Source organism: Paenibacillus sp. J31P316, from assembly GCF_056269105.1.
Map to the genome: position 1 here is coordinate 24024 of NZ_JBWDNI010000015.1, position 22352 is coordinate 46375.

Sequence of the window (22352 nt, forward strand, 5' to 3'; positions counted from 1 at the left end):
GCCGTTCAGCTCTGTTGAGCTCTGAAAGCTGCTGTTCTGCAGCTTTTCCGGCCGTCTCGGGTCTGTTGAGCTCTGAATGCTGCTGTTCTGCAGCTTTTCCAGCCGTCTCGGCTCTGTTGGGCTCTGAAAGCTGCTGTTCTGCAGCTTTTCCGGCCGTCTCGGGTCTGTTGAGCTCTGAATGCTGCTGTTCTGCAGCTTTTCCAGCCGTCTCGGCTCTACTGGGCTCTGAAAGCTGCTGTTCTGCAGCTTTCCCGGCCGTCTCGGGTCTGTTGGGCTCCGAAAGCTGCCGTTCTGCAGCTTTCCCGGCCGTCTCGGCTCTGTTGAGCTCTGAAAGCTGCTGTTCTGCAGCTTTCCCGGCCGTCTCGGTTCTATTGGGCTCTGAAAGCTGCTGATTTGCAGCTTTCCCAGCTGTTTCGGGTCTGTTGAGCTCTGAATGCTGCTGTTCTGCAGCTTTTCCAGCCGTCTCGGCTCTACTGAGCTCTGAAAGCTGCTGTTCTGCAGCTTTTCCAGCCGTCTCAGCTCTGTTTGTCTCTGAAAGCTGCTGATCTGCAGCTTTCCCAGCCGTCTCGGCTCTGTTGGGCTCTGAAAGCTGCTGTTCTGCAGCTTTCCTAGCTGTTTTAGGCTTTGTTGAGCTCTGAGAGCTGCTGATCTGGTGCAAGAGGCTGCCGGGTCTGCAGCCTTTCCCACCAAGGAGCAGGATGCTGACGAGCCGCCGCTAAGGCTGAACGCGAACAAGCGCCCGGTTGCCAGTTCGGCAAAAGGGCGCTTCATGTTTCATTGCATCGCGGCCGTACCATCGGTCTGCACCAACAGTCGGCCGCCCTCATTATCCAGCAATACAACAGTCAGCCGGCCACCGCTTCCGTCTCCCGCCGTTGCTGCACCTGATCGATTACGCGGTCCAGCCGGCGCAGGTGGTACGCGTACTCCAGCATCGTCGACGCGACGAAGACGAGCCGCTTGTACTCTTCGGGATTTTGACGCAAATAATCGCCGAGCTGGTTGATGAGCCTGCCCTCGCGTTCTTCCTCGGGCTCGATCGAGGCGTTCGCCTTCATCTTGCCCGCCAGCTTGAGCAGAATATGCTCATGGTACTTGGCCAGCTCCTCGATCTGTTGATCGAACCGCTTCGCCCACGCTTCAGCGCCGGTCACGGCAAAATAGTGCTCCTCCACCGCTTCCAGCAAATCCACGCCGCTATGCAGCGCCTTGATGAGATGGCGGGACAGAATGAGCTGCCGAGCCCCCGCCTGCTTGCGGCTGCGCAGGAACGGCCTCTCCTCCTCGAACAGCCGGTGGGCTTCGTCGAGCTTGCGCAGCGTGCCTTGCAACTTCTCCTTCTCGTCGCGGTGGACGTTCTCCTTCATTTCGTTGGAGATGGCCATGCGCAGCAGCAGGGAGAGCTGCGCATGCGCTTCATGAATCTGATCCATGAACAGCTTGCGCGGCCGCGGCGGGAAGATGAGAATATTGACCGCGAAGGCCGCGGCCATGCCCGTCAGCACCATGAGCAGACGGTCGAGCGCAAACAGCCAGCCCTGCTGATTGTTCGCTTCCATCACGGCAACGACCGTGACGAGCGTAAGTCCGATGTTGCTCTCCATTCGCAGACGGATGCAGATAAGAATGACGATGATGCAGACCATGCCAAGCGCGATCGGCGTCTGGCCGAACAAGCGAACCGCGGCCAGCGCCAGCAGGGCGCCGAGCACGTTCGTCTGAACCTGGTCCACCACCTGCTGCCAGGAGCGGGAGATGGATGGTTGGATGGTAAAGATCGAGGCCACTGCCGCGATAATCGGCGACGGAAATTCAAACAGCGAACTTATGTATACGGCCAGCGCTACGGCAAGGCCAGTCTTAATGACCCGTGCGCCGATCGTCATGCACCATCGCTCCCAACGATGGCTTCCCCTTCAACGATCCCCGCTCGGGCGCCAGTCTCCTGCGCACCGCCCGCTGCGCCTGCGCTTAGCTGAACGGAGGTCTCCGCGACGGCAGCGCCATTGACGAGCAGCGTCAGCCGGTGCAGCCCTTCGTAATGCTTCCGGGTCGACAAGTCCTTCCAGTCGAGCTTCTTCGCGCCTTGGACGCCCGCTCCGGGCAGGACGCGCTTATCGCCGAGCAAGAAGCGCTTCTGCGACGTTTTGCCGTTGGACTTCACGTAATCGACGCCCAGCTCCAGCCTTAGCCGGATCGCTTCGCCGGCACCGTCCTTCAGCCGCAGCCGATAGCTCAGCTCGCTTATTCCGCCGATGACCGCTTCCGGGAGAAGCACGCCGATCTCCGCTGCGGCGACGAAGTCCGCAGCCGCCTCGCCTTCGTACCCGAACAGCGCCAGCACTTCGGCATCGGCCGCGCCGACAAGAGAGCGGCAGCCGCGCCGTACGATCCAATCCGTATGGGCATGCTGTCCAAGCCAGCGGCCTGCGATCGCTTTGACGACCTCCGGGTTATCCTTGGCGATATCGTTCAAGTTATTGGCTACGCTTTTGCGTACATACAGCGACGGGTCTGCCTTCAGCTGCTCCAGAATCGGCAGGATCGGCGCAGGATCGCGCTTGAACATCGGCAGCGCGGGCGCCCACGGAAGCCGCGGCCTGCAGCCTTCGCTCGACAGCCGCCGCACATGCTCGTTCTCATGCCGCGACCATTCCGTCATGCGTGCCATCGTCCGCTCGGGGTGCTGCAGGATGAACGGCCGGATCGCGAACTCCGCCGAGGACTGTACCGTGAATACCTCCAGCGCGTCCATGGACCGTTCCCAATCCGCGAGTCCATACACCTCGACGAAATCCGGGAAAAATAAATAAGGAAATCCGCTGCATTGGCCGCTTACGGCCGCCAGCACCTCAAGCGCCTCGGGATAATTCGGGGGCAATACATCCCCCAGCGAGGTCGTAATACGCCTCATGCGGCCCTTCAGCTCCAGCGCTTCCCAGCCGGCGCTCATCGTCAGCTGGACGAACCGCTCCTCGGGGAAGGCGGGCCATACGGATGCAACGCGCGCCGCAAACTGCCGGAGAAACGGCAGGTTGTACATCGCTTTTAATGGTTCAGGCATATTCTTCTCTCGCCTCCTTCCGCTATTATAGACCATCCCCCCACGCAAAAAGAAGTTTTCACGGCTTCCGTTCCCCATTATAATGGGACCCATAGAGAAATGAGGGGTCCGAGATGTGGATATTCGTAATTAACGGCAAGTCCGGCGGCGGCCGAGGGCTCAAAGTATGGCGAAAGGTCGAAGCGGAGCTGAGACGGCTCGATGTCGATTATACCGCCGTGCTGAGCGATACGCCGGAAGCAGCCCGTAGAGATATTACCCGTCTGCTTCGGGACCATAACGGTAGCGTGAAGGATGGAGTGCCGGGCAAGGTATTGAAAGCGATTACAATAGTTGGTGGCGACGGCACCATTCACGGCATCCTGCCGGCGTTGTACGGCAGCGGCGTGCCGCTCGGCATTATCCCCGCCGGATCGGGCAACGACACTTCCAGGGCGTTCGGCATTCCGCGGCGACCGCTGGATGCGCTTCGGCTCGCGCTGCAGGGGCAGGCGCATCCCGCGGATATCATCGCCCTGCGCGATCCGGAAGCGGAAGGCGGCTTCCGCCCGGTGCTGACCGCGCTCGCTGCAGGCTTCGATTCCGCCATCTCGGCAGCCGTTAATCGGTCCGTTTACAAGAAGCTGTGCAATCTGATCGGCGCCGGGTCATTCGCCTACGTCATCGGGCTGATCCACGTGCTGCTGACGTTCCGTCCGCGGCCGATCGCGGTGACCGTGGACGGCGAAACCCATCGCTTCCGGCAGGGTTGGATGGCTGCCGTGTGCAATGCGCCTGCCTACGGCGGCGGATTGCGCATCTGTCCGGACGCCAAGCCGGACGACGGCATGCTGAACGTCTGCGTCGTCCATTCGTGCACGCCCTTGCAGCTTCTCCGCTTGTTTCCTTTGATCCTGTCGGGCAAACACACCCGACTGCCCTACGTGACGCTGTTCAGCGGACAAGCCGTAGCCGTCGAAGATATAGACAGTGATCCGGCGAAGCCCGCAATCGCCGTTTACGGGGACGGCGAGTTCACGGGCAACCTGCCGCTGCACGCAGAAACGGCCGGCAACCGCATCGAAGTGCTGCGGTAAACGGCCGGCTGCGCCCATCTAATTTCTAGGAAGCACTCTCGTTATCCTCGCGGTAGCGGTGAATCGGCACGACCTTGCCGCGTTCCGATTCTTCCGCGCCCTTCGGCGCCTCGTACGGCAGCACGATATCGAACGTCGTGCCCTCCCCGAGGCAGCTGCTCACCTCGACGCTGCCTTGGTGGTTGTCGACGATTTTATACGTCACCATCAGCCCGAGACCCGTTCCTTTCTCCTTCGTCGTATAGAAAGGCTGCCCGATCTTCGACAGCTGCTCCTGCGCGATGCCCGGCCCGCGGTCCGCGATCCGTACGACGTTGCGGCCCTTCTCGTCCCGCAGACAGACGACCTTGATTACGCCGCCGTCCATCATCACCTCGATCGCGTTCTTGATGACGTTGATGAACACCTGCTTCAGCTGATTTTCCACGCCGAATACCCATAGCGGCTCTTCGCCCAGATTCGTCTCGATGGCGATGTCGTGCAGGTTCGCCTGCGCATCCAGCAGCGTGACGGTATCCGACATGATGAGCCGAATGTCCTGGTGCGCAAGATCGTAAATCTGCGGCTTGGACAGCATGAGCAGCTCGCTCACGATGGACTCGATGCGGGTCAGTTCCGATTTCATGATATCGTAGTAGTTTTTACTGCTCCTGCCCGAGACGATCAGCTGCAGGAAGCCTTTCAGCGACGTCAACGGATTGCGGATTTCGTGCGCGATGCCGGCGGCCAGCTGACCGGCGACATACAGCTTCTCGGAGTTGATAAGCAGTTCCTCGTTCTTCTTCCGCTCCGAGATGTCCCGGATAATGATCTGAATGACCGGCTTGCCCGACAGCTTCGTGCTGGATTCGATCACTTCCGTATGAAGCGTCCCGCCCTGCAGCGTGAACCATTCCATCTCGACAGGGGTTTGACGCTCCTTCTTCCGGGATCCCTGCAGCAGCTGCTTCATCACCGCATGGTCCTTCGGCTGCAAATGCAGATAAATGCTTCTGCCGATCAAATCCCGCTCGCCGGCCGCTTCGAACATCCGCAGGCCCGAGCGGTTAATATAGTCCCAGCGCTCGTCTTGAATGACCGCGATCATATCGATGGAATTCTCCACCAGCAGCTTGTACCGCTCGTTCATCGAAGCGTACCTGCGGTCCACGTAACGGGCGACGAGACTGAAGGCGAATATCGCGATCGTGGCCAGCCCAAGCACGATGGACAGCAGCTGCATATAGTCGTTCAACCGGTCGGCGGTCAATACGACGCCGCTTTCGATGTCCGTAATCGTCCCTAATCCGAACAGCTGCATAATAATGCCGGAGACGCCGAGCAGCAAGCCAGGGAGAAGGATCGAGCCTCTCCTTCGTTCGAACAGATAGAAGGAGCCCGCGTTTCCGATCAGGCTGAAGAGAAAAGCAACGCAGGCAAAGCCCGCGTCGAAGCGGAACGATTCCATCTCGCTGCTCAGCAGGAACAGGTAGACGACGAGGTTCGCCCCGAAGGCCATGAGCGTGCTGCTTCCGAGCAGGCGGACGGCATACGGCGTTCGGGATCCCAACAGACGGAACGATCCGTAGGTGCAGACCATGATGCCGAACAGCTTGACGAGAATCGTCCAATCGATCACCATCATGTAATTGGATGACAGGACGATGATGAGATGGCTCACCCAAAGGCCCAGGGCATAGACTAGCGCCCCGCTCAGCAGCCAAAAATGCTGCTTGGCGCGCCTCAGCTTGAGATGTCCGATCATGCTGTAGATGGTAATGGAAGCGAATAACTGGATCGCCAGCGCGAGCACGAGCATGATCCATTGATCGCCGAACAAAGGTTCAATCATCGCGATTCTCCGTTTTCCCGCTTGGGGTCGATTGATAGTCCCCATCCATTTCGACATTTTTCCAAAAAATCCTTTTTTTCGCGACAAAGCCTTCCATTCCTCGACGGGCGCCCGTACTTCCTAGTTGAAGTAGGCTTCTCGTCGGATATAATATAGTACTGGAAGGAGAGGAATCATTCATGGTTAAAATTTTAAAAGAGTTCAAAGAATTCGCCGTCCGCGGCAATGTGCTCGACCTCGCGGTCGGCGTTATCATCGGCGGCGCTTTCGGCAAAATCGTCACCTCGCTCGTCAACGACATCATCATGCCGCCGATCAGCATTCTGCTCGGCAGAGTTAATTTAGTCGATCGGTTCATTAATTTATCCAGCGACAAAAATCCGGCGACCCTGGTCAAAGCGAAGGAAGATTCCGCGGCCGTCATCGCATACGGTAACTTTCTGAACGTATTGCTCGATTTCACGATCGTCGCATTCTGTATCTTCATGATCGTCAAGGGGGCGAACGCGCTGCGCCGCCTGGGCCAGCCGGATCCTGCCGCGCCGTCGGAGCCCACGGACAAGAACTGCCCGTACTGCCTATCCAAAATCCCGATCAAAGCGACGCGCTGCTCCCACTGCACCTCCCATCTCGAGGCGGAGCCGGAGTCGGAGCTTGAGGGAGGCTTGTCCTAGCCCATGAGCGAGCAGAGGCAAGTCGGCGGCGAGGAGCGCTTCGACTACTATGACGAAGACGGCAAGTGGCTCGGCACGGCGCCTCGAAGCGAGGTGCATGCCCGGGGTCTGTGGCATCGTTCCATCCACTGCTGGCTGGCGCGCCGCGAGGACGGGCGCAGGCTCGTCCTGTTCCAGCAACGGTCGCCGGGAAAGGACACGTTCCCGGGTCAATTCGATATTACAGCCGCGGGCCATCTGGCCGCCGGCGAGTCGATGCGGGACGCGGCACGCGAGATCGAGGAAGAGCTCGGCGCCGCGATCCCTTTCGAATCGCTCCTGCATCTCGGCGAAGCCCGCAAGGAAATAGCCGGCATCGCGAAGGGGACGGCGTTCTTCGACCGGGAAATCAGCGGCGTGTACGGCTTCGTCTATTCCGGGCCGCTTACCTCGCTGACCCTGCAGCAAGAGGAAGTGTCCGGCGTCTACGAGGCCGAACTCGAAGCGATGATCGCGCTGTTCGAAGGCCGGCTGGACCACGTCCGCGGCACGGGCTTTCGCCTCGGCGAGGACGGCGCGCCCGCGGCTGCCGAGGTACGGGTTACGGCTTCCGATTTCGTCCCGCGCCCGGCTTCTTACTATACGGAAACGTTCCGTGCCTTGCTGCTTCATGTATAAGCGGCATAGCCGGCATATTTGGGGGACCGCTGCGCAGCGGTCCTTTTTGCGCTGCCCCGCTGACGGACGGTTTATGCGGCTGCGGCATCGACGATGTGCTCCGTCTCGCTTTGGCCGCTGCTCTCGCGGCGCCTCTCGATGCACTGCCGCTTCTGCCTCGCGGCCCGCCTGCGGACGACTTGTTCGCGGCTCCTCTCGCGATGCCTGCAGCCCGCTCCCAATTCCTATACCACTGGTCGATCATCCCATGAATGTTGTAGAACATCGTCGTTCTCGGCGCTTCGTCGAAGTCGTTGAGCGCAGTCTCGCCGAAGATTCGCGCCGCTTCCTGATGGATGCAGCCGTGCAGGTTCGAGCCCTCGATAAACAGCCCCAGTTGGTCGGCCGTCGCGAACGACTGCGGATTGTTCAAGACGCGCGCCTCGGCCGCGCGGTTATAGCATGACGTATTGCGGATGGCTTCCGGCACGCCCTGCCAGCCGGCAATCTGCTGCGGATCGTAGCCTTGCTGGCCGTACCATTGATACACTTTATTGATAAACTGGCGGTGAAAATTCAAAAAGTTCTGTCCGTAGCCCGGCGGCAGCTGCGAAGGATCGTCATAGTGGTTCGCATGATGCCAGCGCATATGCTCTTCCAGCAGCGACTGCGGGAAATTCGGAATGTACGGCATACCTGTCCCTCCCTTTCCAAGCTATATGCTCAGCTTATGCCGCGCGCCCGCCAACGGTTCGGATACCCGGCAGCCGCCCGCTGCTTCAAGATCCAGGCGAATGCCGCTAGCATGCAGAGACCCATCAGGCAGAGGTTTCGGTTTCGCTTTCGAGCGCGGCGTGTAAGTAAAGAAACAGTCATGCAACTTTATTCACGGAAGGAGTTCTGCGTATGCGAAGCAAAACAACCACGAACAAAGTCGTGCTGGAGAAAGAAGCGCAGCAGTTCGTAGAGAAGACGTCCAAGCCGCCCTTTCTGTATGAGCTGGGGCCCGAGAAAGGCCGCGAGCAAGTGAACAAGGTACAGTCCGGACCGATTGCGAAGCCTGCAGCCACGATCGCGATACGGTCCGTACCCGTCGGGCCCAAAGGCGAAGTGCCGGTTACGATCGTCACGCCGAAGGAGATCACAGGAACGCCGGGCTTAATCGTCTATATTCACGGTGCCGGTTGGGTGTTCGGCAACGCGCACACGCATGACCGGCTGGTCCGCGAGCTTGCCGTCGGTTCGGGATCGATCGTCGTATTCCCGGAGTACAGCCTATCGCCGGAAGCAAAATATCCGACTGCGATTGAAGAGATCTACGCAATCGTAAAGTGGGCCGCCGAGAACGCCAAGGAGCTCGGTGCCGATGTTTCGCGGCTGACCGTGGCCGGCGACAGCGTCGGCGGCAATATGACCGCAGCCGTGACGCTGATGGCCAAGGAGCGAGGCGGTCCCCGGATCGCCAAGCAATTGCTGTTCTATCCGGTGACGGACGCGGCCTTCGATACGGAGTCGTACGAGCAGTTCGCGGAAGGCTATTTCCTGAGCCGGGAGGGCATGCAGTGGTTCTGGAATCAATATACCGCCGACCCGAAGGAGCGTGCCCAGGTTACGGCATCGCCGCTGCGGGCGTCGACGGAACAATTGAAGGACCTGCCGCCGGCGTTGATCATCACGGGCGAAGCCGACGTGCTCCGCGACGAGGGCGAGGCCTATGCCGCGAAGCTTCGGGAAGCCGGCGTACGCGTCACGGCGGCGCGCTTCCAAGGCATCATCCATGACTTCGTCATGCTGAACGAGCTGTCGGACACGGCGTCGGCACGAGGCGCGCTGCTGCTCGCCAACGCCTGGCTGCGCGAGGCGTAAGCTGACGGTCTAGGATTCCCCTATCAGAGCAAAGAACCTGGACGGAGTAGGTGCCGCACCCACTCCGTCCAGGTTCTTTTGAGTTTCTTGCCGAAGCGCATCCTTTTACACACAACAAGCCGTCCTCACTGGGATGCGAGGACGGCCGACAAGCTTTTAAACCGAGTCGTGAAAGGTCATCAGAAGTTGTTGCAATTGCCCATGGAGACGCAAATGTCGAAGCTGATACGGACGTCGCAGCAGTTGCCGAATACGCATGCGATACGAACACAGGCATAACGGCCTTGATGGAAGAAACAGACAACATTACAGTTGGAACCAATCAATTCTTCGATGACTTTGCGGTTTCTGCAGCGGATCGCGCGAACAAGCTTCGCGGCGACCACAGGGTTTTTCAATTGACAGAACAGATCGCTCAGATCTGCGCCTGCCTCTTGAATGCCTTCGACGGCACCGTCGCGGCCTTTGTTGCAGCAACTGCTCGAACGGGCACCTCCTACGCTTTCATGCGAGACGCGTGCTTTGCGGGATTTGCCAGTACGAACGGCTTTGACATTCTTCACCTGAACTTTAGCGGACACCTGAATTCCTCCTTCCAAGAGAGCTAAGATACTCTATGTGAGGAGAGACATCCTTGTATAAGACAAGATTCCACCATCAAAAACCCAAGCTGTCCGCCAGCATTGACGCATAGGCAGGCGCCTCACCCGGCAATCGACCCGCATGCGCAAAACGCTGGCATAGCTTGTACACTCGTGATGCAGAATATGGCATAATCGCTTTACGTACCTATACGTTTCCTTTACGATCGGAGGTTTACTATGAGCACGTTCCACTTTATCGGCATTAAGGGCAGCGGCATGAGCGCATTGGCGCAAATTTTGCATGATTTAAACCATCGCGTTCAGGGAGAAGACGTGGCGTCTTTTTTGTTTACGCAGATCGCTTTGGAATCAAGAGACATACCGCTCTTCGCTTTCGGAGAAGCGCCGTTGTCCACGGACATGACGGTGATTGCCTCGAATGCATTCGACGAGCAGCATCCCTCCCTTCTCAAGTGCAGGCAGCTGGGCATCCCTGTTCAACGCTATCATCACTTCCTCGGCGAGCTCATTAAGGGATATACGAGTATTGCCGTTACCGGCGCCCACGGGAAAACGACAACGACCGGGATGCTCGTCCATGCGTTGCATGCCGACGATCCGCCCAACAGTCTGATCGGAGACGGAACCGGTCAAGGTTATCCGGGCGCGACGCAATTTGTATTCGAAAGCTGCGAGTACAAACGTCATTTCTTGGCTTATCGGCCGAATATAGCGGTCATCACCAATATTGATTTCGATCATCCGGATTATTTCGCGGATATCGACGACGTTAGGAATGCCTTCGAACAGATGGCTTCTTTAACCACGACGCTCATTGTGGCCTGCGGAGATGATCCACAGGTACGTAAGCTGAAGACGGAGACCGACACGCTACTGTATGGATTCGAAACGAGCAATACACTGCGAGCTTCCAATCCTACGGTTGAACGTGACGCCACTTATTTCGATGTCTATTATAAGGACGCGATGGTGGATCGTTTCAGCATTCCTGCGTTCGGCAAGCATAATGTGCTGAATGCCTTAGCTACGATTGGCGTCGCGCTCACGTTAGACCGAGACTTGAAACGCGTCAACATGCAGCTAAGTACTTTTGCAGGGGTTAAACGAAGATTCACGGAGCGGATCTGGGGCAGTAATGTGATGATCGATGATTATGCGCATCATCCAGCCGAGATCACAGCCACCATTGAAGCCGCCAGAAGCAAGTATCCCGGACGGCAAGTGGTCGCTATATTCCAGCCGCATACCTACAGTCGCTTGGAGAAACTGATCGATGCTTTCGCCGATGCATTGAAAGAAGCCGACGACGTGTTCCTCTGCCCGATATTCGGCTCGGCCAGAGAAGCTGCCGGCAACGTCTCCATTGGCGACCTGGCTATGCGCATTCCTAATGCCCGCCTGGTTTCCGATGACTTTACGGCTGCTATGTCTTCCTATAGCGATTCCATTCTGTTATTTATGGGAGCCGGCGATATTCAGAAATTCCAAGCGCCATTATTAACGGGGGATGACCACGGGGCACGAGTCTAATCCAAGAAACATAAGAAAAAGAGGTTGACGGAAGCCCCATGGGGCTCGGCGTCAACCTCTTTTTGTTGGTTTGCTTACAGAAACATGCCGCCGGAAGCCTCGATTCGCTGCGCATTGACCCAACCCATCTCATTTGCGCAGAGCGCCGCGATGACGCCGCCGATATCGTCGGCTTCTCCGGTTCTGCCGAGCGCGGTTTGACCGGAGATGAACGCCTGCATCTCTTGGCTGCTCTTCAGTCTGCCGCCGCCGAATTCGGTCGCGATGGCTCCCGGAGCAATCGTGTTGACGCGAATGCCTCGAGCGCCCAGTTCCTTGGCCATATATCTCGTCAGCACTTCCACGGCGCCTTTCATCGCGGCATAGGCGGCGCTGCCGACGATCGTGAATCGCGTCAAGCCGGAGGAGACGTTGATGATCGCGCCATGATCCGCCAGATGAGGCATCAGCTTCTGCGTCAAGAAGAACACGCCTTTCACGTGCACGTTCATCAGATCATCGAATTGCGCTTCCGTCGTCTCGGCAATGGAGGCATAGAACCCGAACCCCGCGTTGTTGATGAGATAATCGAAATTTTCCCGCTGCCAGTTATCCCGAAGCACCTTCAACAGCTCGTCCTTGAAGCCGTCGAACGAAGCCGTTTGTCCGGCATCCAGCTGGATCGCGGCCGCTTGCCGCCCCAATGCCCGTACCTCCTGCACGAGGGACTCGGCCTGTGCCTGCTGGCTATGGTACGTGACGATGATGTCGTTTCCTTTATGGGCTAGAGCAAGGGCTGCGTTTCTTCCCAAGCCTCGGCTTCCTCCGGTAATGAGCGCGACTTTCGGTTGTTGTTCCATGGATAACTCTCCCTTATAGTAAGTTGCCACCAGTACCGCAAGGGGTGGTACTAGTAATGTATCACTTCGAGAAGACTCCAAGTCAAACTGGCCCTATCATCATCAAAAAACCAGGCTGGCGAGCTTTCGCTCCGCCTTGCCTGGTCTGCTTCAATGCTTATGTTTACTCTCGTTATGCGTATGCTTACTGTCGTAGTGACTGATTTTCAAGTCGATCAGATTCAGGTTCTTCTTCAGCTCGTTCATCTGCCGAAGCACTTCCTTGCGATGATCGACCATCACGCGCCTGCGCACGTCGGATGTATGCGATCCCTCCATGAGCAAATCGATGTACTGCTTGATTTCCTTGATCGGCATGCCCGTATTCTTCAAGCAGCAGATGAGCCGGACCAGCTCCAAGCTCTGCTCCGAGAACTCCCGGTTGCCGGTCTTGCTGCGCGTTATGAACGGAAGCAGGCCTTCCTTATCGTAATAGCGAATCGTATGCGCCGACAGATCGCATAGCTCCGCGACTTCGTTGATGGTATACACCGATATTCCTCCCCCAAGCGATGTCGTAAACCGGTCAACCAACCTCACTGACTTCGACCTAACTCTAACCGATATGACTAGCATATACCGCAAACGATCCTGCATTCAAGTCAAGCGGACGAATAGCCGGAGTACAGGCGCCCGATCTATAGCCTAATCGATCCAGGCTTATCCCCACAAAATACGCGAATATTCCCTGCCATTCGCCTTGTCCAAAAAAATCGCCAAATCATATTCATAATGGGATGTCACATTCTAGAGGGTAAGGGGTGCATTTCCGAATATGAAGACAGCTTCCGCGAAACATTGCCATAGAAGACGCATGCGCAAAGCCGCGAGAACGTGCGCGAAACCCGGCAATCGTCTGCAGCTGGCCATTTTGCAAACGATCCAACAGGCACAGGCGCAATTACAAGCGCAATTGCAAGCCCAGCTTCAGCTCCAGGCGCAAACGCAAGCGCAATTGCAGGCCCAGCTCCAGTTCCAGACGCAGCTCCAAACGCAGTTTAACGCGCAAGTTCAAGATGAAGTGAATTTCGAAACGCAAGTGCAAACCCAGGTGCAGGCCTTCGAGCAGTCCCAACAGCAAACGCAGCTGCAATTATTCGCGCTGCTGCAAGCCCATATACAACTGCAGCAGCAGCAGCTTCAGCAGATGCAAAATCAACTCGAGTCGCAGCAGCAGCAGCAGATCGTAAATGTCGAACCGCCGCCACCACCTCCACCGCCACCGCCGACGATAGTGACCTAACGAACGCTGGTTCAGCTTCATAAGGCTTGCTGCGCGCCCGTTGACAGGCGCGCCATACTTAGCATTCGAAACCCTAATCGCGCCAAAAAAATCAAAAAAGCGCGATCTCCGAAATCTCCGGAAACCGCGCCGTTATAGGATTTAAATGGTGCTGGTGAAGGGAATTGAACCCCCGGCCTACGCATTACGAGTGCGTTGCTCTACCCCTGAGCTACACCAGCTTGTCTTGCTCCAATGTCGCCGAGGCGACTTTTATAATATACTGCATTGTGGCGTTGGAGTCAATGCTTTTTTATAAAATTCGACAAAGCTCCTTCACGCGTCCTTCCGCGGCGACCTTGTTCCAGCCGGAACGGCTCTAGCGGTGGAGTTTCCGGCGTCGCCGCTTCCTTCAGGTTCGCCGCCGGCATGGGCCGTCACCGGCAGCCGCAGCGTAAACTTGCTGCCCTCGCCCTTCTGACTCTCTAGCGAGAGCGTTCCGCCAAGCAGGCGGGCAAGCTGCAGGCTGATCGATAGGCCCAGCCCCGTTCCGCCGTATTTCCGGTTGATCGAGCCGTCTTCCTGGCGGAACGCTTCGAAGATCAGCTGCTGCTTCTCCGGCTCGATCCCGATTCCCGTATCCACGATGGAGAACGATACCCGGATCGGGGTAATCATTCGCACGGCCGGACGACCCCACGCGGCAGGATTCCAGTTGCGCAGCCGGCGCTTCTTCAGCGCGGCGGGCTCGATCGGCACGCCGCCCTCTGCCTTGACCACGAGACGAACGGCGCCGGTCTCCGTGAATTTGAACGCATTCGCGAGCAAATTGCGCAAGATCTGATTGATCCGCAGCGCATCCGTATAGATAGCCTCCGGCACCTGCGGCGCAATTTCCGTCTCGAACGTCAGGTTCTTCTGGGCAGCCACGGGAAGGAACTGCTGATACAGCGTTTGAACCAGCTCGGAGGTGGAATGCTGTTCCACGCTGATGTCCATTTTGCCGGCCTCCACCTTGGAGAGATCCAGAATGTCGTTGATCAGTTGCAGCAGATCGTTGCCTGCTCCGTTGATCAGCCCCGCATACTGGACTTCATCCTCGCCGCTGCTTCGTTCTTCCTCGCTTTCCTTCATAAGCTGCGACAGCATGATGATGCTGTTGAGCGGCGTCTTCAGCTCATGCGACATATTCGCCAGAAACTCTGATTTGTACTTGTTGGCCAGCATGAGCTCGCGCGCCTTCTGCTCCACCTCGCGTTTGGCCGCCCGGAGCTCGCGCGTCTGCCGCCGCAGCAGCATGTTCATTTTGCGCAGCTCATCCACGCGCTGCTGCTCCTTCTGAAAGTCGCGGATCGTGAAGATCAGCAGTCCGCTGAGCAGCAGCCGCAGCGGGAAGGAGTAGACGCCATAATCCAGCCAAAACGTCCGAAGGGACATCTGTCCGCCGATAGCCACGACGGCCGTCGCGTTCAGGGCGAAGATCACGTTCACCAAGACGAGGGTCACGAGGCTCTTGTGCAGAAAGCTCCATGGCTTCTTGCGCATCCAGGCGGATAACCACGTACAAATAAGACCGAGCACGGTCATGTTGACGCCGGCCAGCATCGCGGCGTTGTCCATGCCCATGAACCATCGTCCGAGTCCGATCCCGAAGCCAATCAGCGCAATGGCAGGCAGGCTCGGGAAGACGAGCACGGCAATAATGAGCGGCAGAAAGCGCAAATCCAGCACGAGCAAGCCGTCCACGCGAAGCCCGAACGCCATGGCCAGCCATCCGCCGATGATGAAGAAGGCAACCGTGATCGCGTATTTGACGCGGCTCGGCGCATATTGAAACAGGTACCGGTACCCTAGATCGAACATATAAGCCAACGCAATCAGCAGACTGATGTTGGCGAATAACGATTTTGCGAATTCAAATGTCAACTCATAATCCTCCCGCGCCTTTTATCTCCAGGACATTACCCGCTTCCGCCGAATTTGAAGCAGAGGCGGATAATTCCATCTGATTCAAGCGCATACTACCCTTAACCTCTGCCGGACGGTACGGTTTTCGAAGATGTTAGAAAAGGGTAAGCAAATCAAACAGACGGCTCATGTTCATTTTATAAGGGACTAAAATTCACCTGGTACACTGGCAGTATCAAGAAACGGAGGTACTATTCGAATGACCAAAGTGATCACCTTCAAAAATCGGTCTGTCCCGGTACATTATCCTTCCGAGCAGCTGTCCTACATGGAACTGCTCCAAAATAAATTGCAGGAAATGGAATACAACTTTGATTTCCGCAAGAAGTGGAAACGGATCAAGTCCGTCGAGATGATTCGCGACGTGGCCATTCTTCAATACAGCGACGGCACCAAGCTCTACTTGGAGGTCTGCTGAGGCAGCGAGCGTAAGCTTTTCCGTCCTATTCTATCCCAATCAGGCAGCCTGCATATCGTTCCGACCCGGCCATTCCAGCCGCGGTTCGCGCGATAAGCAGGCTGCCTTTCTTATTCAGTGCGGGGAATGGAGCAGAGAACGAGGCTAAGAACGAGGCTAAGAACGAGGCGAAATATCACCTATCCGGCTCTACAGAACCACTGCCCTGTCCTCATTGGCGGCTTCGAAGAGGTCGCGGGCTGCATACAGCAGCGGAACCCCCACCGCTTGCTCTGCCATAGGCTGCGATAACAGATACCCTTGATAATAATCGCAGTTCCATTCGCGAAGCAGGCGAAGCTGCGCTTCCGTCTCCACGCCTTCGGCCACGACCTCAAGGCCCAGTTGGTGGACAAGCGCGATCATCGCCCGAACGATCGCCTGCTCCGCGCTCTTCTCGCCGATGCAGCGAATGAAGGAACGGTCCAGCTTCAGCGTATGCAAGGGCAGCTTCCGCAGATAGGTCAGCGAGGCGTAGCCAACGCCGAAGTCGTCCAGCGCAATGCGCACGCCCATGCCGCGGAGCTGATACATGACCGTATTCTCGCTGTCGACATCGATCATCTTGCTTTCCGTAATCTCCAGCTCCAGGCATTCCGGCCTTGTCTCCGTCTGCCTGAGAATGCGCTGCAGCACGGAGGCGAAGTCGGGCACGCGAAGCTGCAGCGGAGATATATTCACGGACATGACGAGCTGGGCCATTCCCTTCGCCTGCGTGCGCCGAAGCATCCGGCAGGCCTCCCCAAGCACCCATTCGCCGATCTTCACGATCATGCCGCTCTCCTCCGCAAGCGGAATAAATTCGGCAGGCGACACCTCTCCAAGCTCGGGATGCCGCCAGCGAAGCAACGCTTCGAAGCCGCGGAGCGTCCCCGACGCTTCGTATAACGGCTGATAGTACAGCGAAAGCGCATTGTCGGACAGGATGGTCCGAAGGGAGCAGCGCAGCTTCTCCAACCGGCTGATCCGCGCCGTGCCCGCCTCCGTGTAGACCATGATGCGATTGCCGCCGGCCGTCTTCGCTTGTCGAAGCGCCGTATCCGCATGCCGGATGAGCAGCTCCGCCGTCTCGCCATGCTCCGGATAACGGCCTACGCCGATGCTGCAGCTGAGGTACTGGTTCTGGCCTCTTACGGGCAGCGCCTCTTCGACCGACTGCTTGAGCTCTTTGATCCACGTCTCGCACTGATCCTGGCCGCTCTCGCCGTCCGCCAATCCGAACAGCAGAAACGCATTCCCGCCGAGCCGATGGGCCTGGCAAGACCATGGCTTCGGATGCCGGACTCTTGCCGCGAGCTGACGGAGCGTTTCGTCGCCGAACGCCGTCCCCTTCGACTCATTGATAAGATGGAAGCGATCGACGTCAACGAGCGCCGCAAGCACGGTCCGGCCCGTTCTTCTCGCGAGCGTGACCGTCCTCGCCAGCATGGCGAATGCCGCTCTACGTCCAGGCAGTCCCGTCAGGAAATCGTATACTTCTTCGCGTGGCATCGTTTCCTTTCGTCGGGAGCTTTCTGTTCGCGCTTCTGAACGGCATTCTGTCTTTTTCATCTATTATGTCGCACCGCCTTTAATCGAATGGTTCGATCCTTGCCAATAGGCAAATTGTCCCATAAAACGATTAGAAAAGAAGCAGAGATCTATGAGGTGCATGTTAGATTTCAAGGGAGCGGCCGAATGAGCCGGCGCAACGCAAAAAAGCACGCTGCCGCAAACGAAGGGTTTGCGGCAGCGTGCCGATCCGTTCCTATATGAATTACTGCGGTGCAGGCACATCCTCCGGCGCGTATTTGTAGCCAACGCCCCATACGGTGCGGATGTGATGGGGTTCCTTCGGATTCTTCTCCACTTTGCGGCGCAGGTTGACGATGTGCACATCGATGGCGCGGTCCGTGACGAACGAGTCATACCCGCGGATCGCGTTGATTAAATCCTCGCGGCTGAATACTTTGCCCGGATGGGTCAGAAACAGCTTCATGATTTCAAATTCGGAGAACGTCGTCTCGACGAAAGTGCCGCGCACGAGCAGCAGCCTGCGCTCCGCATCCAGCTTGATTTCCTTCTCGGCCGAAATTTCGCCTTCCGTCTGTCGGCTCTTGGCCGCGCTTGCCTGCATAAGACGGGATCTTCGAATGAGGGCTTCGACGCGGGCGCTAAGCTCGTGCATGCTGAATGGTTTGCATAAATAATCATCCGCTCCGGCGCGCAGTGCCTGAACGCGTTCCGAAACCTCCGACTTCGTGGAGACGATCATGATCGGCACGGAGGAATGCTCGCGCATCCGGGCGCACAGCTCGGTCCCGTCCCAGTCGGGAAGCATGAGATCGAGCAGCAGAACATCCGGAACAAACTCTTCTAATAATTGCAGGCCTTTCTCACCATTCTCCGCCTGTTTGATTTCATATCCCTCGCCGGACATGTACATGGAAAGCATATCGCTCATCATCACATCGTCTTCGATAACTAAGAGCTTGTACATGACAGAATTTCACCTCTTGAAGGAATTCATCGATTTCAACTCAAACGCGGAGAACCAGCCAGGCGCGTTCTATTGATTTAAATATACAATAGGAAGATCTACCCAACAATAGAATGTTAGAAAATTGTTAGGGAACGATATCGGAAATGGCCGGGACAGCCGCGATTTCTTCCAAAAGCCGCCGCAGCGCTTCCTCCGCCTCGGCTGCCGCAGCCGAAAGCTCGGGCATGGGCCGATCTTCGCCAGCAGCCTTCAACACCCGCTCCAGCTGCTGCGCGGCTGCGGACAACGCATCCGCGGACAAATTGCCCGCGACGCCTTTCAGCGTATGCGCCATCCGGCGGGCAGCCGCATAATCGCCAGCCTGCAGCGCCTCCTGCAGACGCTCCCCGAAGGTTCGGTAGTCCTTGACGAAGAGCTTCAGCATATGGGCCAAAATATCCCGCTTGCCGTTCACTCGCTGCAGCGCTTCGTCCAGCCGCAAGCCCGGGATGCCCTGTTCGAGCCAATCTTCGCCTTCCGCAGGAACCGGCACATAGACCGTGCTGGCCGTCTCCCGTTCCTTCAGCTTGCCCTTGGCCGTCTCGTTTGGCTTGCTCTTCGCCGCGTCGATGCGCGGCTCCTTGCCGTATCGGAGCCATTTGACCATTGCCCGCATCAGCATGGCGGGGTCGACCGGCTTCGTCAACACGTCGTTCATGCCCAGCTGCATATAGCGGTCGTGGTCCTCCTGCATAATATTCGCCGTCAGCGCGATGATGGGAATACGGTCGTACTTGGAGTCCAGGCGGATCATGCGGGCCGCTTCATCGCCGTCCATTTCCGGCATATGGATGTCCATCAGAATCAGATCGTAGCGCTTGGCGGTCAGCATGCGAAGCACCTCGGTTCCGCTTTCCGCGACATCGACGCCGAGGCCCCACTCCCGCAGCTGCTCGACCGCAACGAGCTGATTGATGATGTTGTCCTCGGCAAGCAGAATCGTGCCGTCCAAGCGCTCCGGCATGACGGCCGCGGAGACCGTTTCCTCCAATCCGGCCGCGGCCTCGGGCTCCGTCCGGTCGAACAAGGTCAACAGGGATTGGTATAAACTGATGCGCGTGGCAGGCTTGACGAGGATTGCATCCGGCCGGTTCTCCGCAGGCAGCTTCAGCAGCTCCTCTCGGCCGTACGCGGTCGTGAGGGCAATCGTTTTGACCCCTGCTTCCTTCGCGGTCTCATGCATCGCGTACCAGGTTTCCTCCGCGTACATATCCGGCATCTCGAAATCCAGCAGCATCGCGAACGGCCGGACGCCGATACCGGACCTGGTCAGCCGCTCATGAGCGGATTTCCAGGACCACAGCGGAATCGGCAGCAGCCCGCTGTCCTCGAGGACGGTACAGAGGCGCTCGCTCATAAGCGCATGGTTCTCGACGACCCACACGGAGCACTCGCTGCCTGATTCAATGACGAATCGGTTCGGAAGCGGCGGCTCGGCGACAGCCATATCCAGCGTAAAGGAGAACACGCTGCCCTTGCCGATCTCGCTGCTTACTTGAATGGTGCCGCCCATGAGTTCGACCAGCCGCTTGACGATGACCAGGCCGAGCCCAGTGCCGCCGTATTTGCGGTTCGTCTCCGCGTTTGCCTGCACGAACGGCTTGAACAACCTGCTCTGCTGCTCCTCCGTCATGCCGATTCCCGTATCCTCGACGGTGAAGGCAATGCTGGCGCGGCTTCCGTCCCCCTCCTCGCCGGGCAGCGCCTGCAGCCGCAGCCGGACATAGCCGCTCTCCGTGAACTTGATGGCATTGATGCAGAGATTGAGCAAAATCTGCTCGATACGCAGCCAGTCGCCAATCAACAATTGCGGCAGCAGCTTCGGCGTCTCGGCAATAAACTGGAACTGCTCCTTGCCGCCGACGAATACGCCGAGCAGCTCCGTCAGCCGCTGAATGAGACTATACGGATCGAACGGCATTTCATTGAGCTCGATCCGGCCCGCTTCAACCTTCGAGAAGTCCAAAATATCGTTGATGATCGCCAGCAGCGCCTCGGACGAATCCCGCGTTTTATGCAAGTAGTCCAGTTGAAGAGGCGTCAGCTCCGTCTTCTGCATCAGTCCCGTCAGGCCGATGATGCCGGCAAGCGGCGTCCGGATCTCGTGGCTGATCTGCGCCAGAAAGTGGCTCTTCGCGACGTTCGCGCTCTCCGCTTCGCGCTTGGCCTGCTCGAGCTCGAACTGCACGCGCTTCGCTTCGGAGATATCCCTGGCGATGCACGAGTAGAACACTTCCCCCGTAAGATCGTCGCGGTGGACGACCAAGATTTTGGACACGGGAATGAAGGCCCCCTGCAGCGTGCGAAGCAGCGCCTCTTTCTCCTGATAGCCGATGGCGCGCGCATCCTCGATGCCGTCAAGCAGCTCGGCGATCGTGCGCTTCGGTACCTCGTCCATGTCCTTCGTCCCGAAGGTTTTCATCCCGAGCAGCGTCCTGCCCGCCTCATTGATGTAGAGCATCTGGCCTTGCTCGTCGAACGTGGCAATCAAATCCTTGGCCGCGCCCATTACCTTCAGCTGCCGGTTGCGGACATTCTCGGCCTGCTTCTGCTCCGTAATATCGCGCGCGATGCCCGCTATGCCGATAAATCGCCCTTCCCGGTCCCGCATGCCATTCGAGCTGTGGGCGACCGGCAATCGCGTGCCGTCCTTGCGGATATAATTCCACTCGCGCTCGTAGGTGAACTGCTCCTTGCGCAGCAACTCGAACACCGTAATGTCCGGCGGAATATGCCGGCCGTATTTGCCGCTGAGCCGTCTTGCTTCCTTGGCAATGTCCTGCGGGTCGATGAAGGTCAGCGCCGTAGCCTTATGCAGCATTTCCTCCGCCTTGTAACCGAGCAGCTGTTCCGCCGTTTTGCTGAAGTAGGTGACGCGATAATCGCTGTCCAGTACGATGAACATGAATTGATTTTGGTTGATCATGGCGTCCATCTGGCCGAACATCCCGCTCAGGTGGAGCTTCATTTGGTTCACGGAATTCGACAGCTGGGACAGCTCGTCCCCGCCCTCGTCGGGCACGTTATTGACGTCGAAGCGCCCGGCTGCCGCCGCCTCCGTCACGCTGAGAATTCGTTTGATGCGCGAAATGATCGGCTGCGAGAACAGGAAGAACAGCAGGGTCAGCACGGCCTCCGCGATCGCGATGGACAGAATCGAATGCCGCTTGATTCCAGACAGCGGCGCTTCGATCTCATGCAGCGGCACGTTCAGGGCGATATGCCATGCCGTCCCTTCCACCGCCCCGTAGAAGAGGAAGGAGTCGCCGGATTCCCCTTTCAATCTGGCATAGCCGCTTAGCTTCGTACGCATTTCCTCCAGCGTCGACGGAGACAGGTCCGGGGATAACAACGAATCCGATTCTTCCAGCTGGCCGCCTTGCCCGATCATCGACGACCCGTTATTGTACAGAAACACGCCGTCGCTCTCGCCTATGCGGACATGCAGCTGCTCTTTGAATATGCGCTCCGCGGACATCACGGCATCCAGGACGCCGATAATCCCGTTGTCCTTCCCATAGACGGGCACCTGGATGACGATGATGCTGGCGCCCCCGGATTGGCGAACGAACGGATCGGTCACCTCGACTTTGCCTTGCATCGCGGCGGCAAAGGACGGCTCGCCGGCGATCGCTATGACTTCTCCGCTGCTCAGCTCCGCGCGCCCGGCGGGATCGGCGAAGCCGATCGTAACGAATGGGGAACCGGAGCGTTCGAGCTCGCCGCGAAAATAAGCGAGCCGCTCGGGTCCAGTGCCGAACCGCACCTTCTCGGTACGGCTCATCACCTCCGCCTCCGCGCGGCGGGTAGCGATCCAGGCCGCCAGCTTGTCCGCCGTGTTCTGCACTTTCGTGCTGGCTTTATCGATCGTCGTATCGATGATCGTGCTTTTGGCAGCAGAGTAATTCCCATAGCCGACAATGGACTGCGCGCCAGCGGTCACCAGCAAAATAAGGACCAGCGCTTTCGTTCGAAGCGAGAATTTAACCAAAATTAACCCTCCTGCGGGTCTAAATATCCAGGC

Annotated in this window: 18 protein-coding genes and 1 tRNA gene; 7 read left to right on the top strand and 12 right to left on the bottom strand. The window is 57.9% G+C overall.

Annotated elements, in window-relative coordinates; translation table 11 throughout:
- Window positions 1-845: 845 nt before the first annotated feature.
- Together AC0YNU_RS26375 and AC0YNU_RS26380 are read right to left on the bottom strand one after the other, a co-directional pair.
- Window positions 846-1886 carry an FUSC family protein gene (locus AC0YNU_RS26375; protein WP_475761833.1) on the bottom strand — a complete coding sequence of 347 codons (1041 nt, stop codon included), beginning with the start codon at window positions 1884-1886 and terminating at the stop codon, window positions 846-848.
- Window positions 1883-3064: a DNA alkylation repair protein gene (locus AC0YNU_RS26380; RefSeq protein WP_475761835.1), complete on the bottom strand. Its 1182-nt coding sequence runs from the start codon at window positions 3062-3064 to the stop codon at window positions 1883-1885. The genes AC0YNU_RS26375 and AC0YNU_RS26380 overlap by 4 nt, the downstream gene beginning before the upstream one ends.
- Before the next feature lie 113 nt (window positions 3065-3177).
- On the opposite strand from AC0YNU_RS26380, the gene AC0YNU_RS26385 reads away from it, so the two are divergent.
- Window positions 3178-4140 carry a diacylglycerol/lipid kinase family protein gene (locus AC0YNU_RS26385; RefSeq protein ID WP_475761837.1) on the top strand — a complete coding sequence of 321 codons (963 nt, stop codon included), beginning with the start codon at window positions 3178-3180 and terminating at the stop codon, window positions 4138-4140.
- A gap of 25 nt (window positions 4141-4165) precedes the next feature.
- Here AC0YNU_RS26385 and AC0YNU_RS26390 read toward each other — a convergent pair whose 3' ends face one another.
- Complete coding sequence (locus AC0YNU_RS26390) at window positions 4166-5971, bottom strand: ATP-binding protein (protein WP_475761839.1); 1806 nt, start codon at window positions 5969-5971, stop codon at window positions 4166-4168.
- A gap of 179 nt (window positions 5972-6150) precedes the next feature.
- Here AC0YNU_RS26390 and mscL point away from each other — a divergent pair, with 179 nt between their 5' ends.
- On the top strand, window positions 6151-6645 hold the full coding sequence (gene mscL, locus AC0YNU_RS26395) for a large-conductance mechanosensitive channel protein MscL (RefSeq protein WP_475761841.1): 495 nt from the start codon (window positions 6151-6153) through the stop codon (window positions 6643-6645).
- Between the two features lie 3 nt (window positions 6646-6648).
- Window positions 6649-7302 (top strand): NUDIX hydrolase, encoded by a 654-nt coding sequence (locus AC0YNU_RS26400; RefSeq protein ID WP_475761843.1) that lies wholly within the window; start codon window positions 6649-6651, stop codon window positions 7300-7302.
- On the opposite strand, the gene AC0YNU_RS26405 is transcribed toward AC0YNU_RS26400, so the two are convergent.
- On the bottom strand, window positions 7226-7975 hold the full coding sequence (locus AC0YNU_RS26405; protein ID WP_475761845.1) for a hypothetical protein: 750 nt from the start codon (window positions 7973-7975) through the stop codon (window positions 7226-7228). The genes AC0YNU_RS26400 and AC0YNU_RS26405 overlap by 77 nt on opposite strands.
- 212 nt (window positions 7976-8187) lie before the next feature.
- Between AC0YNU_RS26405 and AC0YNU_RS26410 the strand changes: the two genes are divergently transcribed.
- Window positions 8188-9147, top strand: a complete 960-nt coding sequence (locus tag AC0YNU_RS26410; RefSeq protein ID WP_475761847.1) for an alpha/beta hydrolase — start codon at window positions 8188-8190, stop codon at window positions 9145-9147.
- Between the two features lie 179 nt (window positions 9148-9326).
- Here the strand turns inward: AC0YNU_RS26410 and AC0YNU_RS26415 are convergent, their stop codons facing one another.
- Entirely contained in the window at window positions 9327-9728 is a 402-nt protein-coding gene (locus tag AC0YNU_RS26415; protein ID WP_475761848.1) for a hypothetical protein, read from the bottom strand.
- Window positions 9729-9968: 240 nt separating this feature from the next.
- Here AC0YNU_RS26415 and murC point away from each other — a divergent pair, with 240 nt between their 5' ends.
- On the top strand, window positions 9969-11282 hold the full coding sequence (gene murC / locus AC0YNU_RS26420) for a UDP-N-acetylmuramate--L-alanine ligase (RefSeq protein WP_475761850.1): 1314 nt from the start codon (window positions 9969-9971) through the stop codon (window positions 11280-11282).
- A 74-nt stretch (window positions 11283-11356) separates the two neighbouring features.
- Here murC and AC0YNU_RS26425 read toward each other — a convergent pair whose 3' ends face one another.
- Together AC0YNU_RS26425 and AC0YNU_RS26430 are read right to left on the bottom strand one after the other, a co-directional pair.
- Window positions 11357-12121, bottom strand: coding sequence for an SDR family NAD(P)-dependent oxidoreductase (locus AC0YNU_RS26425; protein WP_475761852.1), 765 nt, complete (start codon window positions 12119-12121; stop codon window positions 11357-11359).
- 150 nt (window positions 12122-12271) lie between these two features.
- Window positions 12272-12652: a MerR family transcriptional regulator gene (locus AC0YNU_RS26430; RefSeq protein ID WP_475761854.1), complete on the bottom strand. Its 381-nt coding sequence runs from the start codon at window positions 12650-12652 to the stop codon at window positions 12272-12274.
- A 283-nt stretch (window positions 12653-12935) separates the two neighbouring features.
- Here AC0YNU_RS26430 and AC0YNU_RS26435 point away from each other — a divergent pair, with 283 nt between their 5' ends.
- Entirely contained in the window at window positions 12936-13403 is a 468-nt protein-coding gene (locus tag AC0YNU_RS26435; RefSeq protein ID WP_475761856.1) for a hypothetical protein, read from the top strand.
- A 146-nt stretch (window positions 13404-13549) separates the two neighbouring features.
- On the opposite strand, the gene AC0YNU_RS26440 is transcribed toward AC0YNU_RS26435, so the two are convergent.
- Window positions 13550-13624, bottom strand: a tRNA-Thr gene (locus AC0YNU_RS26440).
- Window positions 13625-13718: 94 nt separating this feature from the next.
- Entirely contained in the window at window positions 13719-15308 is a 1590-nt protein-coding gene (locus AC0YNU_RS26445) for a sensor histidine kinase (RefSeq protein ID WP_475761858.1), read from the bottom strand.
- Window positions 15309-15549: 241 nt separating this feature from the next.
- Here AC0YNU_RS26445 and AC0YNU_RS26450 point away from each other — a divergent pair, with 241 nt between their 5' ends.
- The gene (locus tag AC0YNU_RS26450) at window positions 15550-15768 is read left to right on the top strand and encodes a hypothetical protein (RefSeq protein ID WP_161703863.1); all 219 of its coding nucleotides are present in this window, start codon (window positions 15550-15552) and stop codon (window positions 15766-15768) included.
- A 189-nt stretch (window positions 15769-15957) separates the two neighbouring features.
- Here AC0YNU_RS26450 and AC0YNU_RS26455 read toward each other — a convergent pair whose 3' ends face one another.
- From AC0YNU_RS26455 to AC0YNU_RS26465, 3 genes are all read right to left on the bottom strand, one after another.
- On the bottom strand, window positions 15958-17298 hold the full coding sequence (locus AC0YNU_RS26455; RefSeq protein ID WP_475761860.1) for a putative bifunctional diguanylate cyclase/phosphodiesterase: 1341 nt from the start codon (window positions 17296-17298) through the stop codon (window positions 15958-15960).
- 265 nt (window positions 17299-17563) lie between these two features.
- Window positions 17564-18286 carry a response regulator transcription factor gene (locus tag AC0YNU_RS26460; protein WP_475761861.1) on the bottom strand — a complete coding sequence of 241 codons (723 nt, stop codon included), beginning with the start codon at window positions 18284-18286 and terminating at the stop codon, window positions 17564-17566.
- A gap of 127 nt (window positions 18287-18413) precedes the next feature.
- Window positions 18414-22319 carry an ATP-binding protein gene (locus tag AC0YNU_RS26465; protein ID WP_475761863.1) on the bottom strand — a complete coding sequence of 1302 codons (3906 nt, stop codon included), beginning with the start codon at window positions 22317-22319 and terminating at the stop codon, window positions 18414-18416.
- Between the last annotated feature and the right edge of the window lie 33 nt (window positions 22320-22352).

What these genes read in the sequence shown, in the direction of transcription:
- AC0YNU_RS26385 (WP_475761837.1), top strand. Translation starts at nt 3,178, where the DNA reads ATGTGGATATTCGTAATTAACGGCAAGTCCGGCGGCGGCCGAGGGCTC.
- AC0YNU_RS26455 (WP_475761860.1), bottom strand. Translation starts at nt 17,298, where the DNA reads ATGCCACGCGAAGAAGTATACGATTTCCTGACGGGACTGCCTGGACGT.
- AC0YNU_RS26405 (WP_475761845.1), bottom strand. Translation starts at nt 7,975, where the DNA reads ATGCCGTACATTCCGAATTTCCCGCAGTCGCTGCTGGAAGAGCATATG.
- murC (WP_475761850.1), top strand. Translation starts at nt 9,969, where the DNA reads ATGAGCACGTTCCACTTTATCGGCATTAAGGGCAGCGGCATGAGCGCA.
- AC0YNU_RS26450 (WP_161703863.1), top strand. Translation starts at nt 15,550, where the DNA reads ATGACCAAAGTGATCACCTTCAAAAATCGGTCTGTCCCGGTACATTAT.
- AC0YNU_RS26375 (WP_475761833.1), bottom strand. Translation starts at nt 1,886, where the DNA reads ATGACGATCGGCGCACGGGTCATTAAGACTGGCCTTGCCGTAGCGCTG.
- mscL (WP_475761841.1), top strand. Translation starts at nt 6,151, where the DNA reads ATGGTTAAAATTTTAAAAGAGTTCAAAGAATTCGCCGTCCGCGGCAAT.
- AC0YNU_RS26425 (WP_475761852.1), bottom strand. Translation starts at nt 12,121, where the DNA reads ATGGAACAACAACCGAAAGTCGCGCTCATTACCGGAGGAAGCCGAGGC.
- AC0YNU_RS26400 (WP_475761843.1), top strand. Translation starts at nt 6,649, where the DNA reads ATGAGCGAGCAGAGGCAAGTCGGCGGCGAGGAGCGCTTCGACTACTAT.
- AC0YNU_RS26410 (WP_475761847.1), top strand. Translation starts at nt 8,188, where the DNA reads ATGCGAAGCAAAACAACCACGAACAAAGTCGTGCTGGAGAAAGAAGCG.
- AC0YNU_RS26435 (WP_475761856.1), top strand. Translation starts at nt 12,936, where the DNA reads ATGAAGACAGCTTCCGCGAAACATTGCCATAGAAGACGCATGCGCAAA.
- AC0YNU_RS26380 (WP_475761835.1), bottom strand. Translation starts at nt 3,064, where the DNA reads ATGCCTGAACCATTAAAAGCGATGTACAACCTGCCGTTTCTCCGGCAG.
- AC0YNU_RS26390 (WP_475761839.1), bottom strand. Translation starts at nt 5,971, where the DNA reads ATGATTGAACCTTTGTTCGGCGATCAATGGATCATGCTCGTGCTCGCG.
- AC0YNU_RS26460 (WP_475761861.1), bottom strand. Translation starts at nt 18,286, where the DNA reads ATGTACAAGCTCTTAGTTATCGAAGACGATGTGATGATGAGCGATATG.